This window comes from Pseudoclavibacter sp. CFCC 13796 (assembly GCF_008831185.1).
Classification (GTDB): Bacteria; Actinomycetota; Actinomycetes; order Actinomycetales; family Microbacteriaceae; genus Pseudoclavibacter_A.
Genome location: NZ_WBKD01000001.1, coordinates 1487667 through 1503010 on the forward strand (window position 1 = coordinate 1487667; position 15344 = coordinate 1503010).

At 64.3% G+C, this 15344-nt stretch carries 17 protein-coding genes; 4 read left to right on the forward strand and 13 right to left on the reverse strand.

Translation table 11 applies throughout. The features are described from left to right. Positions 1-70 precede the first annotated feature (70 nt). The 4 genes from F8O07_RS06590 to F8O07_RS06605 all read left to right on the forward strand — a co-directional run bounded on the left by F8O07_RS06590 (position 71) and on the right by F8O07_RS06605 (position 3616). Complete coding sequence (locus tag F8O07_RS06590) at positions 71-367, forward strand: WXG100 family type VII secretion target (protein ID WP_158031287.1); 297 nt, start codon at positions 71-73, stop codon at positions 365-367. A 134-nt stretch (positions 368-501) separates the two neighbouring features. Further along, positions 502-798, forward strand: a complete 297-nt coding sequence (locus tag F8O07_RS06595) for a WXG100 family type VII secretion target (protein WP_158031288.1) — start codon at positions 502-504, stop codon at positions 796-798. A 107-nt stretch (positions 799-905) separates the two neighbouring features. Then, a complete protein-coding gene (locus F8O07_RS06600) occupies positions 906-3200 on the forward strand; it encodes a DNA/RNA non-specific endonuclease (RefSeq protein ID WP_225733205.1) in 2295 nt (764 codons plus the stop codon). Further along, on the forward strand, positions 3197-3616 hold the full coding sequence (locus tag F8O07_RS06605; RefSeq protein WP_158031289.1) for a hypothetical protein: 420 nt from the start codon (positions 3197-3199) through the stop codon (positions 3614-3616). The genes F8O07_RS06600 and F8O07_RS06605 overlap by 4 nt, the downstream gene beginning before the upstream one ends. Before the next feature lie 332 nt (positions 3617-3948). Here the strand turns inward: F8O07_RS06605 and F8O07_RS06610 are convergent, their stop codons facing one another. From F8O07_RS06610 to F8O07_RS06665, 13 genes are all read right to left on the reverse strand, one after another. Further along, positions 3949-4356 carry a hypothetical protein gene (locus tag F8O07_RS06610; RefSeq protein ID WP_158031290.1) on the reverse strand — a complete coding sequence of 136 codons (408 nt, stop codon included), beginning with the start codon at positions 4354-4356 and terminating at the stop codon, positions 3949-3951. Positions 4357-4456: 100 nt separating this feature from the next. After that, on the reverse strand, positions 4457-4771 hold the full coding sequence (locus F8O07_RS06615) for a hypothetical protein (RefSeq protein ID WP_158031291.1): 315 nt from the start codon (positions 4769-4771) through the stop codon (positions 4457-4459). Beyond that, entirely contained in the window at positions 4768-5154 is a 387-nt protein-coding gene (locus tag F8O07_RS06620) for a hypothetical protein (RefSeq protein ID WP_158031292.1), read from the reverse strand. Before F8O07_RS06620 ends, F8O07_RS06615 begins: the two co-directional genes overlap by 4 nt. Positions 5155-5198: 44 nt before the next feature. Further along, positions 5199-6530, reverse strand: coding sequence for a hypothetical protein (locus F8O07_RS06625; protein WP_158031293.1), 1332 nt, complete (start codon positions 6528-6530; stop codon positions 5199-5201). Further along, positions 6530-8911 (reverse strand): hypothetical protein, encoded by a 2382-nt coding sequence (locus F8O07_RS06630; protein ID WP_158031294.1) that lies wholly within the window; start codon positions 8909-8911, stop codon positions 6530-6532. Before F8O07_RS06630 ends, F8O07_RS06625 begins: the two co-directional genes overlap by 1 nt. Before the next feature lie 932 nt (positions 8912-9843). Further along, positions 9844-10563, reverse strand: a complete 720-nt coding sequence (locus F8O07_RS06635) for a hypothetical protein (RefSeq protein WP_158031295.1) — start codon at positions 10561-10563, stop codon at positions 9844-9846. Between the two features lie 53 nt (positions 10564-10616). Continuing rightward, on the reverse strand, positions 10617-10964 hold the full coding sequence (locus F8O07_RS06640) for a hypothetical protein (RefSeq protein WP_158031296.1): 348 nt from the start codon (positions 10962-10964) through the stop codon (positions 10617-10619). Further along, positions 10951-11238, reverse strand: a complete 288-nt coding sequence (locus F8O07_RS06645) for a hypothetical protein (RefSeq protein WP_158031297.1) — start codon at positions 11236-11238, stop codon at positions 10951-10953. The genes F8O07_RS06640 and F8O07_RS06645 overlap by 14 nt, the downstream gene beginning before the upstream one ends. Before the next feature lie 65 nt (positions 11239-11303). Then, complete coding sequence (locus tag F8O07_RS06650) at positions 11304-11885, reverse strand: nucleotidyltransferase domain-containing protein (protein WP_192496671.1); 582 nt, start codon at positions 11883-11885, stop codon at positions 11304-11306. After that, positions 11857-12156 carry a hypothetical protein gene (locus F8O07_RS10570; protein WP_192496672.1) on the reverse strand — a complete coding sequence of 100 codons (300 nt, stop codon included), beginning with the start codon at positions 12154-12156 and terminating at the stop codon, positions 11857-11859. Before F8O07_RS10570 ends, F8O07_RS06650 begins: the two co-directional genes overlap by 29 nt. Continuing rightward, positions 12153-13127, reverse strand: coding sequence for a DNA adenine methylase (locus tag F8O07_RS06655; RefSeq protein WP_318655795.1), 975 nt, complete (start codon positions 13125-13127; stop codon positions 12153-12155). Before F8O07_RS06655 ends, F8O07_RS10570 begins: the two co-directional genes overlap by 4 nt. Beyond that, positions 13063-14586 carry a hypothetical protein gene (locus F8O07_RS10680; protein WP_225733207.1) on the reverse strand — a complete coding sequence of 508 codons (1524 nt, stop codon included), beginning with the start codon at positions 14584-14586 and terminating at the stop codon, positions 13063-13065. Before F8O07_RS10680 ends, F8O07_RS06655 begins: the two co-directional genes overlap by 65 nt. Positions 14587-14705: 119 nt before the next feature. Next, positions 14706-15107 (reverse strand): hypothetical protein, encoded by a 402-nt coding sequence (locus tag F8O07_RS06665; protein WP_158031301.1) that lies wholly within the window; start codon positions 15105-15107, stop codon positions 14706-14708. Positions 15108-15344: the final 237 nt, after the last annotated feature.

Consider the following 15344-nt stretch of genomic DNA (forward strand, 5'->3'; position numbering starts at 1 on the left):
AAGGCCACGCGGCGATAAGGTTCCCGTGTGCCCAGATCGGTGCACGGGAGAACACTGGAGGGGAATCCCCATGGCAAATGTCAAGGTCACCTATGACGAGCTCAGCACTGTCGCAAGCCAGCTCACCACAGGCAAGGGCCAGCTCGAAGACCAGCTCACACAGCTGAAGAACCTGGTTGACAACCTCATCGAAGAAGGGTTCGTCACTGACACCGCCTCAGGGGCGTTCGGTGCTTCATACACCGAATTCGACACCGGAACAAGAAATGTGCTGCACGGCCTCGACGGGCTTTCCCAGTTCCTCACCCGCGCTGCTGACCAGTTCCAGCAGACTGATTCTTCGCTGGCCTCATCACTCGGCAACTGAGCCGCGCAGTAGCAGCTCATACCGGTGTGCGGGCCGCAGCGCCTATGCACCGATGCCACGCCTGACCGGTCGAACACGCAGCTGGCAGGTCGTGGCCGCAGACTCATAGTTCTCTGGTCGAGGGGGAGACACATATGCCTGATCTTCAGGTAGACATCAGTGCGCTGACAGGCCTGGCCGGGCAGATGCGTGGCACGTCGAATCGACTGCACGGTTTCGGCGGCGGCATAGACCACGGCGCCCTCGGTGACGGGCAGGTCGGTGCAGCAGCTGGTGAGTTCGATTCCCACTGGGGTGAAGTCACCGAGAAGATCGACACGAACATCGACTCTCTGTCTGGCATGCTCTCCGACTCGGCCACGTCATACCAAGACACCGACCAGCAGATCGCAGCCTCACTGACCACGCAGACCAGCGGCGGGGGCATGTGATGGGCAGGTTCAGTGATTGGTCGCCGGCTGACCAGTCGGGGGACCCGACCCCGGGTGATGCGTTTGGTGTGCGGGGGTTGGCGTCGCGGTGGGATCGGGTAGCGTCAGTGGCCGCTGATGTGCAGGCCACGCTCGAGCAGGTACGCTCGGCTTCGGGTTCTGGCGTGTGGGTTGGTCAGGCCGGTGATGTGTTTCGTGACAAGCTCGGGGATTTCCCGGATCAGGTTTGGCGGGTGCGGGATTCGTTCTCACAGGCCCGTGACGCGTTGAACTGGTGGGCGTCAGTGATGGAGTCTCACCAGTCAACGGCCGACCAAGGTCTGGCTTCCGCTGTTGCGGCGCAGGCTGATCTCGCCTCGGCGCAGGCCTCGCTGGCCTCCGCGCAGTCTGCTCAGCAGTCTGCGCAGGCCGAGTACTCGCAGCAGAACAGGGTATTCCAGCAGTGGGGATCTGCACCCGCCGGTCAGGTGCCTGCTGGGTTGAGTGTGCCGTCGGGGTCTGTGGTGCGCTCACTGTACCGGCAGCAGCAAGACGCCGCAGGCCGTGTCGGGTCGGCGTCGACCCAGGTCGGTGACGCGCAATCCCGCCTGGACGCGGCCAGGCGTTTGGTGGCCTCGGCCAAGCAGTCGTACCAAGAAGACGCACACACCACGGCCGGGCGTCTGCAGGCCGCGACCGACAGTGCGATCCCCGCGGACTCTTGGTGGGAGAAACTCACCAACTCGGATGCGTGGAAAGTGCTGGTCACGGTCGCGACGGTCGTGGTCGTGGTCGCTGCGGTAGCGGGGCTGTTCCTGTCGGGGCCTGCGGGGTGGATCGCTGCCGGTATCGCGTTCGGTGCTGGGGCGTTGTTGACGGCTGACGATATCGCGGAGTACGCGAAGGGCAACATGTCGACCGGGCAGTTCCTGCTGGCGATGGGGCTGAACTTCATCCCGGGCGGGGCGATCGCCAAGGGCGGCAAGGCCCTGGCAAAGGGAGTCGGCGCGATCGCTCGTGGCGCGGGCAGGGTGGCTTCCGCGTCTGGTCGTGTCGGGCAGGTCGCGACCCACGCCGCAGACGCTGTTGTGTCCGGGTCGAAGAAGGCGTGGAGTGCCGCCCAGCGTGCGGGTGACCGGGTGTCTGCCGCGTCGCAGCGTGCGTGGGATGGTGCGAAACGGTCGGTTCGCATCGACCCGATCTATCAGGGCGTGCTCGCCTCGGGCAAGCGCGCGATCGACAACGTCACGGATCTGGTGGCCCGCGCGAGTGGGCGGCCCTCGTTGGCACACGCCGGCGCCAACGCCGAGCGCTTAACATCACGGATCACCGGCGACCTCCACGACGGAGCACACACCAGACAGGCCACCGCCCCAGACACAGGCACGAGCACTGGCCGGCACTCGGCGTCCGGCGGTCCTGACGCGGGCTCGCCCGCAGGCCATGGGGATTCCTCTGCTTCGCCCCACAGCGACACGCCCCGCAGCGAGACCGCTGGTGACGAGCCCAGGTTCGGGCAGCGTGCCACCGATGCCGAGCAGGACGCCGCACGATACGGCGGCGAACAATCCGCACCGTCGCCCACACACACCGACACCCCCGCGGGCGCCCCAGACCCGGCACACACCCCGGCCTCCCCGGATGCTGGACACGCACCGGGTACACCGCACGCCGGGGACGCACCTGCCGCACGCCCTGACACGCCCGAGGGTGCACCGGGGCAGGGCGACTCCACCGCCCGCAACGAGTCTACGAATCCTGTCGAAGGTGAAAACAGAACAAGCGCGGACGGCGATGCTGCCAACCATCAAGTCAATGGAGGCTCTGACAAGGATGTGTTGGACGCCGGTTCAGACGCCACAGTTGGCGATGGCACCCCCGCGCATACTCCAGCTGAAAGCACATCGAACCGCTTAGCAGCTTCGAACACTCAGGGCGGATCAGCTGATGTGATCACTGACGGATCCCACCTGAACCCTGATGGATCCCTCAAACCTAACGTCACATACAAGACAGGAGAGTTCGACTACCAGTACACGACGGACGAAAACGGCTACATCTCCCACTTCCATGCCGACGAATTGCACCTGACAGAACGGACTGAGAGGCTCAAACATGATCCAGATGTGCCAGGAAAGCTCCCAGGCGACCATGCCGGGCATCTCGCTGGCGATCGATTCGGCGGCTCACCTCACCTCGATAACCTTGTCGCACAACTTGAGCACGTCAACCTATCCGAGTACAAACGCATCGAGAACGAATGGGCACGTGCACTGAGACCAGATACAGCGGGCACAAGCAAGAGCGTTCAAGAAATAGATGTTCATATTCAAACAGACCCGTTAACTGGCAGACCACGACAATTCACTGTCGAGTATGTGATTGATGGTGAATACACGTACAAGGAGATTTTGAATCTATGAGTGCTTTTGAAGATGTACTTGGATCCGCTGTCAGCGAGATGGTCGGAGCCGCGTTAGAGTACGCACCACGGGTAGACGAGGTCCTCATCTACTTCTCCAATGAGAACGGTGCGCGCACCGCCGACGTTGCATATCTTCAAGACGGAGAGGTGTTGACGAAAGATCATGTAAATGCGCCCGATTCTTCCTCTGCTATGAAGCGCGCCTTGTTGAAATACATCGTTTCGCAAGTTGCACGCGTTCAGGCCGCTGCCGACGCTAGCCAGGCGCAGCCGTCTCCTACAGCAGGGCGCATCAGATACAGTACAGTCACAAGATCCGTAGATGTGGATCTGAGTTATGAGCCAGAGCTGACTGATCTCGAGACAAGTCCATCGGATAAGTTTCATGATTGGCTCCAGAAGGTTCATCATTGAACCGCAGGTACCCCGCTTTGAGCACTGACTGCTTCGCATACGCAGCACATCACCGATGTCTTCTGGGCCATCGTTAGATACCCGATCTGCTCTACAGCGGTTGTCCTTGTCATCGCACGGTCTCACCTCTCAACATCCTGTTCAGGCCGAAAAGTCCAGGCAGAGCTGTTTTATCAGCACGCCCTAAGATCGGTCACTCACGCAAAATGTCATTCACGCTTATCAGTCGCAGTCCGAAACGTGGCTGAGCCTGCTAGCGCTCCTTTGGCACCGTCAAGTTAACCCCTGCTGCAGTTTCTCTCCAGAGCGATCTGCGTGCAGTCGGCAGACACCTAGCTGATGCCGTCGAGTGAACGGGCGAGCCGGTCGAGACGGTCGCTGTGTTCGGCGGCGATGGCAGCGAGGTCGTCGTCTGGTGTGACCTGCGCCATCGTGTCGGTGAGGGTGACGAGTGCGCGTCGGGTGCGGTCGAGGCGACACCATGAGATGAATCGTTTCGACTGTGCTGCGGTGAGCGGGCGCACGTAACCGTCTCCGCCGATCTTCTTGCCGCCGGAGATCGACCAGGTGGATCCGTCTTCGGTGGTGAACCGGCGGGGTGTCCGGCCGGTCACCCGGACGATGATGCGGCTGTCGTCGATCATGACGAGGTCGCCGGCGGCGATGCTCTCCAGCGGTTGCGCGGCACGCAGGGGGAGCGGTTCCGGCGCTTCACCGGTGTCGGGTTCTGGCTGATTCATCGGCCGCCTCGACCTTCGCTGACGCGAACCTCCGCGAGGTCTTGGCGGCGTGGGTCGGCGATGGTCGCCGGCCGGACGAGGTGAGCGATGCTGTTGTTCTTCATGGGTAGATGTCTCCTTCAAGGATGTCGTGGATGGTTTCGGCCTCAGTAGGGGTGAGGCCGAGTTGTGGGTCTTCGGCTGCGATCTTGAGCAGCCCGGCCCACTGTTCGCTGTCCTGTGGCATGCCGGTCGAACCTGCGAGGAATGCGCGGACGATGTCAGCGGTGATGACCTTCCGGTCTGCGCCACTGAGTCTCGGCCACTGGGCGGCGACGACGGCGACCGTGTCGGACACGATGTAGGTCATCCGCCCGAGGGCGTAGCGAACCGCGGAGACCAGCACGTGCGAGGGAATGTTGTGCAGGAGGGTCATGGCTGCACCTGACGCGCCTGTTGCCTCAGCAGGTCGGCGCGTCTGAGGTCGCGTGTGAGCCGGGTGGCCCAGCTGCGCAGTCGGGGGATCGCTCGTGTACCGGAGCGGGGGTCAGCGAACACGTCGTCCAAGGTCATGTCCGTGGCGCCGATCGGTTCACCGTCACAGGCCTTCGTGAGAGTGAAACGAACGAGGTCGCCGGTTATTCCGATCACCTCGAAGGCGAGGCCGAAGCCCACCTCTTCGAGCTCATCGGCAAGTGCGGTGAATCCGGCACGGAAGCTCTCACTCGCCCGTCGGTCGCCTGCCTCTTCGGTGAGGCCGAGCTGATCCAGCTGGGAGTGCAGGCTTTCGCTGAAGTCTGTGCCTGTCGGTGTGCTCATCGGTGTTCCTCTCATGTGCTGCACTGCTCCTATGCGCGTGGGGTTCACCAGCGCATCCGACGGGGGACGACACCGGACGGAATGCCGTTCAGCGCTCGTCTCGGGGCGAGGTCGCAGATGTCGTATCCGAACGTCTGTGCGAGGTTCGCCGCCACTGGGTCGCTGCCGCTGGTGCCACGCAGCCAGACCGGGTTGCCGTAGACGGGGGAGAGATTCACCAGGGCCCGTCGGGCATCGAAGCGGGGTTCGAACTCGACATCGAACGGGTCGGCGATGCTGCGCATCTTCCACGGGGAATCCGGCGGGCCCGTCGGAAACCACGCGTTCAGGGGCGCCATCCACGAAGACACCCGCCCGGGGGATGGGAACCAGTCACGCCAGTCGATCACCCCGATGCGCTCGGACGTGCGGTTGCCGGGGAAACCAGGGGTGTTGCGCACCGCCAGCCGGATGGCGTCGAAGGTGCGTTTCCGAACGTTGCGGCTCACGAACGTGTCACGGTTCGGGTTCTCCGCGGTGACGAACAGCACCACCAGTCCACTGTCGCGCAGCGGCTTCTGTGCCAGCAGACGACACCATCTGGCGAGCTTCGCGGGAACGTTCGACGTCGACGCGGTCAGCTCGATCGCCACCCGCAGACCGTCCTCACGGACGACGACCGCGTCAGCGTCGAACGAGGGGTGCCAGCCACCGCTGATCAGGTCCTGGATGCGCCCGAGGTGCTCCCCGAGGACTGCACCGACGCCGCAGGTCTCAGCGATGCGCAGACCGACCTCTGTGGTGACGACACCGTGCCGGTCATGCATCCCCGCACCGATGGCAGCCTCCTCAACCCCGGCGGTCACACGCAGCCTCTCCGCGTACGACGTCAGCGGGTACAGAACCTGCTCCACCGCGGACCCCCGAGCCAGGCGGTACAGGTTCGAGCGGGCTGACCGATCCGTGCGGCGCAGCGCGTCCGTGTGCACACCGACGTCCACGAGACCCAGGTGGAACAGGTCAGTCATCAGCGCCGACCGTCCCGACGCGAGGCGTGCGATCCCGGTGACTGCGGCGAGCTGCTCGGCTGACATGTTCTGCCAGACGGTCAGTGCGCCGACGATAGCGAGCGTCTCCTGCAGACGGCGCCCGTGCAGCCGATCCAGAGCACCTGCCTCATCGCCGTTCAGCCACCACGGCGGGCGGGCGAAACCGCCGGCCATCTGCCGGTGCATCTGGTGGACGTTCACCCATGATGCCTTCGAGCCGACGGGCCAGAAGTCAGACCAGTACGGGTCGATGCGGTCTCCTGCGGTGAGTCCCTCTGGAGCCATGCTGCGGGTGTCGCCGAGCGACTCGGTCGGACCGTCGTAGAGCTCCGGCGCACACGCCGCCATCAGTACCCCTGAGCGGCCCGGTAGTCATCGACGACAGCTCCGGAGCCGGTCTCGAAGTTCGACAGCGCACACGTGAACGCCGGCTGGCGGGTCTTGCCGACTTTCGTGCGCACGATCGCCACATACGGGGGCAGGTTCACGATGTCGGCGGGCTGCCACACGGACCCGTCGGCGGCGAAATCGTCAGCGAGCTGCTTCGCCACCTGCGGGTTGTCCTGAGCGAACGCCAGCACCGTGCCGAACCCGGTGACCGCCTCCTTCACCCGCTTGTCCAGCTGCTCGGTGCGCTGGGTTGCGAACACCGGCTGCACGCCGAACGAACGGCCCTGGTCTCGCAGCCACGTGATGATCTCCGGGTTCTTCCCGGCAAGGAGTTTCAGCTCGTCTGCGAACACGGTGACATGCCGGTGCATGTCCTGCCACCCGGAGCATCTGCGCTTGATCGCGTCATACAGGGTGTACATGAGCAGCCCCGACATCTCCTCCGTGAGCTTGTCGTCGATGGGCTGGCCGCCGATCGACTGCCCGGTGTTCACGACAATCGTGAGATGGTCGTCGAGCACCTGATCCCAGGTGAGTCTCGCCGGACGCGACCACCACTGCTCGGCCGCCAGCAGGTTCGTGATCTTGTTCCGCGGTGCTTGGAAGAGGTCACCACGTTTCGACGGGGTGAGCCCGGAGAACAGGGGAGTGATCTGCGTCGCCGCGAAGCCCAAGTCAGTGTCCTCACCGGCATCCAACCGCATCGCCTCGCCCTGCAGCTGACCGGCCAGAGCGACCGCGACATCGTCACCTCGTTCACCCATCAGTGCCGCCGCGTACAGGAACGGGGAACCGGAATCGGGCACCCCGTCGACGACGGTCGCGATGCCCTCCGGCTTCTCGGAGATGACGAACGCGGCAGCGAACACACGGCGCAGCGTGTCGAACGAACGCTCCTGGATGGAGTCTTCGCCGAACGTGTACTTCAGCGCCCCGGCGGCGAGACGTGCGCGGAACTCGACCGAACCGATCTGCGGCGGGAACAGGTCGATGCCGGCCCGTTTCGGGTCGCCGAGCTCAACGCGGTAGACGGGCTCTCCGGCGTACTGGGCGAACCTGACATAGTGGTCGGCGCCGTCGCCCTTGTTCTCGAAGGCGATCAACGAATTGTGGGCGCCGGGGAAACCGGGCCGACCACTCGGTTGCGCCTTCTCCAGAGCCGTCCAGCCGAACACGTTGTGCACGAACACCGACTTGCCGGTGCCGGCGGAGCCGAGGGCGATGATGCCGGAGAACATGTCCGCCGCCGACAGGTGCACACCGTTGGAACCGGCGACACCGATCAGCGGACCGACGTTGTCCTGAACAGCTGCGGGTGCTTCACGACCGGCGGTGCTGTTCTCGCCCGACGCCGCACCAGCCTGCGGTGCAGCGAACGCTGCGATCAGGTCTGCTCCGACCATGAAGGAAGTGCGCGCCAGAGGGTAGTCGCCGGGCTGGGAGTCATGGGTGACGCCCTCCTTGTCGACGAACGAACGCTTCGGCGGACGCGGCGGGCGAACATCCGCTCGAGCCACCGGGAACAGACCCGTGAATCGCCCCAACCTGGCCTTTGAGGCCAACGTCGGGATGCGTCCGACACCGGTGAGCACTCCGGCGACGAACAGCACCGCAGCCGCAGCCCAGCACAGCACCGCAGCACTGTCGAGGCGACCGGTGGAACCCGCGACGAAACCCAGCAGACCCGCAACGCCAGCGCCAGCCAGAACAGGGAGCCCGGCAGCCCACGTCGAAGGGGAGTAGGTCTCGATCGGCAGGTCGAAACCGGGGAGGGCTGCGAATACGGCGTGCAGCAGGTTGTCCGCCGAGACACGGTCAGTCGACCCCGCGTAGACAGCCGCAACCGACGCACCCTCACGAGTCGAGTGATGCTGACTTCGCTCATTGCCGAACTGCGCGGACAGCCAACGCCGCCACCACTTCTTCTCACGCCGGGCAGGCTGTCTGGACGAGATCGCCACCCAGTCACCGACCCCGAGGCTCAACGCCAACGCACGGGCGGTCTCCGCAGGGTCGGCTCCCGCGACAGTCTCACGAGTCTCGATCGACACCCGCCGGGGGATACGTGCTGCGCGCATCACAGCTGTGACCGGCAGGTCAATGTCCGACTCATCCGAGTGGGCAGCGACAGACACCGCCAGCTTCACCGCCGAGTCTTTCGCCGACGCGTCCACCGGGGTGACGACCGCGTTGTGTATACCCGCCTCATCACGCCAGACCACGATCGAAGAACCGTTCGGTCGAGCGTTCGCCCACGCCTTCGAGCGCATGATGAACGTCGTCGGATTCGGCTCAATGGTCCCAGCCCGGGTGAGGAGGAACGAACGGAAATCAGTCATGCCAGATCCATATGCGTCTCTTGGCTTCGACACCCCCGAGAACGCCCAATGGCCGCCGCCGACCCCGCCGTTCGGGCACCCCTCCCACTCGGGGTTGTTCTCGACCGCCGCGCTGCGCCGCCCTGTTCCGTCCTCCTCGTGCGCTCCTGTGGGTGCTGGGCTCGTCGTCTGTCTCTGGGGTCGCGTCGGTCTTCCCCTTGGTGTGGTCGGGGCTGCGCGGTGCGCTTCCGGTCCGGTGCGTCGGCCCGTGTGCTTCCTGCTTGCCGTCACCCGAACTGGTTCGTGTGCCGGTGGGGTCGAACCGTTGGTTCGCCCTGCGACTTCGTCGCGGGAGCGCGTGGCGCTCGCGGTGTGCACTGGTCGTGCTCACGCACCGGTGATCTGGGTCTCCGGTGCATCCTGGGGCTGGTCTCGGGTGAAGCCGTCGCGTGTGTTCGAGCAGCTGTTCGCCGCCGGGAGCGCAGAGCACCACCGTACGGGCGGCGCGGGTGACGAAGTCACCGAGAGACTGAAGGTCACCGGGCAGACCGGGGCAGGCACGTCCGTGACGGGAAGACGCACCGGCATACGGGACCGGGGTCGACCATGCACGGGAGGGCTGGTCGGGGCGAAGCCCCAAGGTGCTCCCGGGAGGTGCCCGAAGTCGCGAGGGTACGACCCAGGTTGGACGTGTCAGGCCAAGCCGAACAGGCGGGCATGTCGACGAACAGTCGACGAGCCGGACGGGCGCGAAGGGCAGACGCGACGAGCGCCAAGGACAGACGGGAAGGGTGCCGCTGCGCGCGAGCCCCGGGACGAAGCCGGCCCCACCGGGGCCGGCGGAGTGGGAGGGGCGAGCACATAACTATGTGCCCGTTCGGCTGTCGCCGGCTTCACCCTGAACCGTCAGGGAGCAACGGGCCTGTCGGCTGGATCAAATACTGCCACTCTAGCTACTCCTGGTGCGTCATCTCTGCAGTCATGTCCCGTGCAATTGGTGCACGGTTTGAACGACCCCCACGGTACAGTCGCCAAACCCTTCCCTGCCCTGCCGACGATTGGAACGTGACATACCAAGGGTTGTTGCCTTGCCCGCGAGCACGCCAGGCGCCCACGATATTTGCAACAGTCCAATCGCCGTTTTGGTCGGGCATTTCCCTCCATGCGGCGGCAAGGTCGCCAACGACATGCAGAGGCACGTCCTGCTGCGTGAATGTTTCACCTTCTTTGCCATCCACCTCAACGACGGGTATTGCGCTTCTCTGCGTAACCACCTCGTCATCGTCGGACTCAACGTCGTCTTGGTAACTCTGTTCGTCTGCACTTAGAGGCAAACGAGTAAGCCCTGCCAGCTGCTGCTGAATCGTAGACGTGTTGTTCGCAATTCCGTTGAGCACCTGTCCCGTCTGTGCGTTTGTTCGGCGCGAGTCGTTATCTTGTCTGCGGAAGATGAGCAACGCGATTACGATCCCCACGACCGTTAAGAACACACCAGCCCAACTGACGATGTTTGCGACGATGGTCGTGAGGTTGCTGTTCCCAGCCGCAATAAAAGCAAGGATAGCGAGTACGAGAGTAGTGCCGGCCACGATGGCCCAGTCGACCTTACGTAAGTTCTTGTACATCGGTTGGCGCTGAGTCTCTGATGTTTGAGCTGCGGTGTCCTGAACCATTTGTCCCCCTCGGGTGTTGCAGTGTGTCGGCTTACTGTCCTGTAAGCGCTCATCTACCATAGCGCCGGCGGCATGGCCTCTTGGTAGACGGCGCCGCTCGGCAGTCGCATGTTCGAGCTGTATTCGATGTCGGGTAGCTGCTCCCGCAGTGATGCTTCGAGTTCGCTGATGATGAGGTCTCGCAGCATGTCGGCGTCAGGCAGACGGTCTGAGATCGCGGCGGTGAGTGCGTTGGTCAGTCTGGTCAGCTGTGGCGTGGTGAGCGTGAGGTCCCGGTAGCGTCTGCCGAATGCGGTCATACGGTGTGCGCGCGTGTTCGCCTCGGTGCACCTCTCGCATCGACAGCCGTGGTAGCTGTAGCCGACCTTGGTGCCGTGCGGGGTGCTGTCAGTCTTCGGCAATGAGGTTTGTGACCCGCTCGAGTTCCGCCTTCGCCTCGGCGAGTCTCTTCTCAGCCTGGGCGACAGCGCGGTTCTTCAGCCGGTTGGCTTCCGCTTTGAGTTTCGCGGCTCTGGCGTTCGCTTCCTTGCTGGCTTCTTTGAGCTCGTCGGCTTTCGCACGCGCCGTCTCGAACTCGTCTAGGACGACGCTGTACGTGCGGTCGGGGTTCTTCGGTCTGCGTGCCATGTGCGGCCTCTTTCCTCTGCGATTCTGGTCGATGAATGCCAGTCGCATTCTACCCGTGGAGCGTCAGCGCCTTGGCTGGTGTCCGGGCACAGGGGACCAGAAGAGGTGGCTGTTCACGCTGGGTTCCGAGCAGGGTTGATCTCTTCTGGTAGCTGCGGAGGCATCCGCATGTCCGCTGTCGTGGCGCCGAGCACCCAGGCGATCTCCGTTGCGGTGAGCTCCGGGCGCAGCCTGCCGCAAGACTCGATCTGTGCTGCCTCGATCTGCAGTCGTCTGGCGTGAATGAGCCGCTTACTGGTGACGCGATCCCGTCGAAAAGCTGCCTGCGTCCGGCGGAACGTGGACCGGACAAGCGTGCCTGTGCTTCGCCACCTTCGCAGGAAGGGCGCCCATGCATCTGTGATCTGAGCGGATGCCGAGTAGAGCGCTTCGAGCGCCTGAGGTACGCCGCGGAACACCTGAGCCATGAACTCGTCCACGCTGACGACGGTGACGTCGACATCCGCCCGGATGATGTGCAGCGGACGTGGCATCCGGCGGTCGACGACGAGGGAGAAGTCGTAGTCTGAGCCGGGGTGCTGGAGCCCGTAGAGCCTGGAGCCGTGCACGGTCTGCAGGATCACCCCTGGCTGCAGGTCGGGCAGTGCACGCTGCTTCGCGATCAGGTCAACGATGTGCTGGGTGCTCGGTATCATCGTCGGGCACGTCGATGACGTCGAAGTAGGAGACGTATCGGACACCGATGCCGTCGAGGTCGGCACCCAGCGTGATGTTCCCGTACCGGTCGGTCCGGTAGTCGCCGTTGAGTGTTCCCGTGGCTCCGCTGTTGCGCCCGCCGATGAGACGTACGCGCCACACTCCCGGGTCGAGGCGTCTGCTTCTCGCCAGTCGGTAGACGTGATCGTACAGCGCATTGGCCATCTCGTCAGCGGTGGTCTCTGGTGTGCTGTCGGGGGTTTCGCTCATGCCATCGTTGTGCGCGGAGGACTGGTGTCGATGAGGACTTCTGACCGCTCCGAACCCGATGAGGTGATCGACGAATACCGTGTGTCAAGTGTTCGCAGCCCCGGTGCCCATGCGTAGAGCCCGCGGATGAGGGGAACGTCGTTGTAGACGATGAGGCTGCGCCCGGGGCGCTGTCGGAGTGCTGTCGCGAGCTGGGCGTGTTCGCTGAACCTGTGCCGGTAGAGCCGATCACCATCACCGGGGTACGGAGGGTCGATGAATGCGAGTCCATCAGGGTGCGTTGAGAGCGTCTCCTGCCAGCTCGTGGGTCCAGGGGCTGCGCTGAGTCTGCCTGCGTGTGCAAGTTCGACGATGATGCCGAGTCTGGCCAGTGTCGTCTGACGGTTCCACCGGTCGGTGATGCGAGCCGCACCGTCTGTCTGCGCCCAGCCGCCGAGCGGCCCTGCCATGGGGATGGCACCCCACGCGGTCCGTGACAGGAACAGTGTGCGCTGTGCGAGCAGCTGCTGATCCGTGGTGTCCAGCTCCTGCCAGTACGTGAACAGTTCAACCGTTGGTCGGGTGGCGGCGAACCAGTCGACGAGTGGAGTGTGGTCTGTGGTGAGCACGTGCCAGAATGCGGCGACACCGGGGTCGGCGTCTGCGATGTGTGCCCGATCGATGATGCCGGCGGTCACGAGGGCGATGCTGACCGCCGCGGAGCCGGCGAAAGGCTCGACGATGCTGACATCGGTTGCATGCAGCAAGTTCCCGATCAGGGGTGCGAGCGCAGACTTGCCGCCGGGGCATCGCAGCGGCGAACGGGGGATTGACACATGACCCTCTGGTGCGTGGTGGTGGGACAAAGACCGCCTCGCGTGTCCATGGAGTAACACGAGAGGCGGTCTTCGGGCGGAGGCTGGAGTGTCAGGCGCGGCGTCGACGTGACGCAGCGGTGATGGCAGCACCGAGCAGGAGCAGCGCAAGTCCACCGCCGAGGGCAACGCCGTCTTCTGCTCCGGTTCGCGCCAAGTGACCTTGGTTGTCTGTCGATGCGGGTTCGGCAAGCTTCACTGTTCCGTCCCCGTGCACGATGTACCGCTGCTTCACCGGTGTCGTGAACGACGCGACTGTGTACTCGACCTGCTCCTTGGACGAGTCCTCAGTCAGCTCCGGGGAGCCGTCATCGGTGGAATCAGTGGGATCGGACGGAGTCACACCGGGGTCGGTCGTGTCGACGGGGTCGACAGGGGTCACTGGGTCACTGGGGTCGACTGGGGTTTCACCGGGGTCGGTGGGATCAGTCGGGTCGACTGGCGTCACTGGGTCAGTGGGGTCAGTGGGGTCGGTCGTGTCGACGGGGTCGACTGGGGTTTCACCGGGGTCGGTGGGATCAGTCGGGTCGACTGGCGTCACTGGGTCAGTGGGGTCAGTGGGATCGGTCGGATCGGTGGGGTCGACCGGAGTCACCGGATCGGTGGGATCCACAGGGTCGATGGGATCGACCGGGGTTTCACCGGGGTCGGTGGGATCCACCGGCACATTTGTGGTGGCATCGACGACGTACGAGTAGAGGTCTGTCGCACCGTCGACTCGACGGACCGTCAACGTGCTTGTCCCATCGGGAATCGCAGAGAGAAGCTGGTCCAGACTCAGGCCGAAGACCCCGGCGAACCACTCCGGCGGCGTATACGGCTGCTGCTGGCTGTCGTAGCCGTAGTCGGCAAATCGTTCGAGCGATGCCGTGAGGTCGGTGAACGCCTGCTTCCCGTCAACGTTGATCAAGTATCGGTGCTGCTGCGCTTCCAGGTCACCGGCCATGTCGTTGACGAACCCGGTGTCCGAGGACGAGGTGTTCACGGCGGTGCGCTGTGCTTCCGCGTCGGCGGTCAGCGTCTGGGCTGACTGCTCTGCCGCTTCGGGGTCTGGGGCCCCGGTGAGCTCGGTGTCGGCCGTGGGAGCGGCATCTGGCTCATCGGGCTGTTCAGCTGCTGCCGGTTCCGACTGGAGCGTCTCAGTCACGTCGGATACCGCGGTGGTGTGCTCCCGCGCCGGTGACTCGCTGTCGTGTGTGGAGGTCGCATTCGACGGGGCGGCAGGCTCCGGTGCGACAGCCGTAGGGGCCGTCGACGTCTTGGGGGCTGGTGCGACTGTCGCTGGTTTCGCAGCGGGGGACGGCTCCGCCGGCTTTGCATCGGCTGCAGACGCTGTACTGGGCTTCGTCGCTGGGACGGTTGCAGCGCCGGTCGGGCCGACCTCGACGGTCTTCGTGGGCGATGGCTGGTCGGCCGCTGTGGCAGTCTCTGCAGCAGGTGTCGCGGCCGCAGGGGGTTCGGCTACCGGAGCCGGCTCCTCAGCGGCGTTTGCGACTGACGGGGCGACGGCCAGGGCGAGAGTGGCGGATGCGATCCCGATGCCTCCGTAGAGGGTCTTGCGAATGCTGTTCTCCATGATCTGTGCTGCTCAGCCCTTCCCGGCCGGGGTGACCGGGGCTCGTGTCAACGGGGGCCGAAGCTCCTTCCTGACGCTCTTGTGCGCGGAAATAGCATACGCCTGTTGCGTTACACCTGTTACTCAACGACGGTGAATGAATCGATCATCCGGTCGAAGAGCCACAGCGCGTCAAAATCGTCGGGGGAGCTGGAGACGCACGCGATGAGGAATGACGCCCCTCGGTCGTTGACGATCACCGCCGTGACACCGAACGGCTCGACCGTGTCCACCCTGACGAGCTGGCCTGCCGTCTGCGGTCGAATATCAGGGAGCAAACCCGCTTCAGCTCCGCCGATCTGCCCGATTCGCTCGAGCACCGAATGAACAGTGACCTGGGCTTCAATCGTGCTGACCTCCACGTGGTGGCGATGATCCGGACTGTCGAAGGAGAGCGCAGAAGGCCCAGCAAGATCCTGCAGCGGATGAGGCCACGGCGGAGCGGGAACCCAGCCATCTGGGACGTCGACAGCGACTTCCATGTGTGGGCTCCTTTCTCGGTGTCCAGCAAGCGCCGCATAGGTGCCAACTGACGAGCGGGAGGAAACGCGTGACAGGTGTTGCGAAAAGTGCTGCAGGTCTGACAGCGGTCTTCACCGCGGGACTGTTCTGCCTCGGTGGAGCTCCGGCCGCCGAAGCGCAAACCGCAGAGACCAGCCAAGTCCAAATGAGCCCGTCCCAAGCCGGTTCATTGCACCAGACACTACACGTCGAGACCC

Bases quoted from the DNA above. Each gene is read 5' to 3' on its own strand.
- F8O07_RS06590 (WP_158031287.1), top strand. From the start codon at position 71: ATGGCAAATGTCAAGGTCACCTATGACGAGCTCAGCACTGTCGCAAGC.
- F8O07_RS06595 (WP_158031288.1), top strand. From the start codon at position 502: ATGCCTGATCTTCAGGTAGACATCAGTGCGCTGACAGGCCTGGCCGGG.
- F8O07_RS06605 (WP_158031289.1), top strand. From the start codon at position 3,197: ATGAGTGCTTTTGAAGATGTACTTGGATCCGCTGTCAGCGAGATGGTC.
- F8O07_RS06610 (WP_158031290.1), bottom strand. From the start codon at position 4,356: ATGAATCAGCCAGAACCCGACACCGGTGAAGCGCCGGAACCGCTCCCC.
- F8O07_RS06615 (WP_158031291.1), bottom strand. From the start codon at position 4,771: ATGACCCTCCTGCACAACATTCCCTCGCACGTGCTGGTCTCCGCGGTT.
- F8O07_RS06620 (WP_158031292.1), bottom strand. From the start codon at position 5,154: ATGAGCACACCGACAGGCACAGACTTCAGCGAAAGCCTGCACTCCCAG.
- F8O07_RS06625 (WP_158031293.1), bottom strand. From the start codon at position 6,530: ATGGCGGCGTGTGCGCCGGAGCTCTACGACGGTCCGACCGAGTCGCTC.
- F8O07_RS06630 (WP_158031294.1), bottom strand. From the start codon at position 8,911: ATGACTGATTTCCGTTCGTTCCTCCTCACCCGGGCTGGGACCATTGAG.
- F8O07_RS06635 (WP_158031295.1), bottom strand. From the start codon at position 10,563: ATGGTTCAGGACACCGCAGCTCAAACATCAGAGACTCAGCGCCAACCG.
- F8O07_RS06645 (WP_158031297.1), bottom strand. From the start codon at position 11,238: ATGCGACTGGCATTCATCGACCAGAATCGCAGAGGAAAGAGGCCGCAC.
- F8O07_RS06650 (WP_192496671.1), bottom strand. From the start codon at position 11,885: ATGATACCGAGCACCCAGCACATCGTTGACCTGATCGCGAAGCAGCGT.
- F8O07_RS10570 (WP_192496672.1), bottom strand. From the start codon at position 12,156: ATGAGCGAAACCCCCGACAGCACACCAGAGACCACCGCTGACGAGATG.
- F8O07_RS10680 (WP_225733207.1), bottom strand. From the start codon at position 14,586: ATGGAGAACAGCATTCGCAAGACCCTCTACGGAGGCATCGGGATCGCA.
- F8O07_RS06665 (WP_158031301.1), bottom strand. From the start codon at position 15,107: ATGGAAGTCGCTGTCGACGTCCCAGATGGCTGGGTTCCCGCTCCGCCG.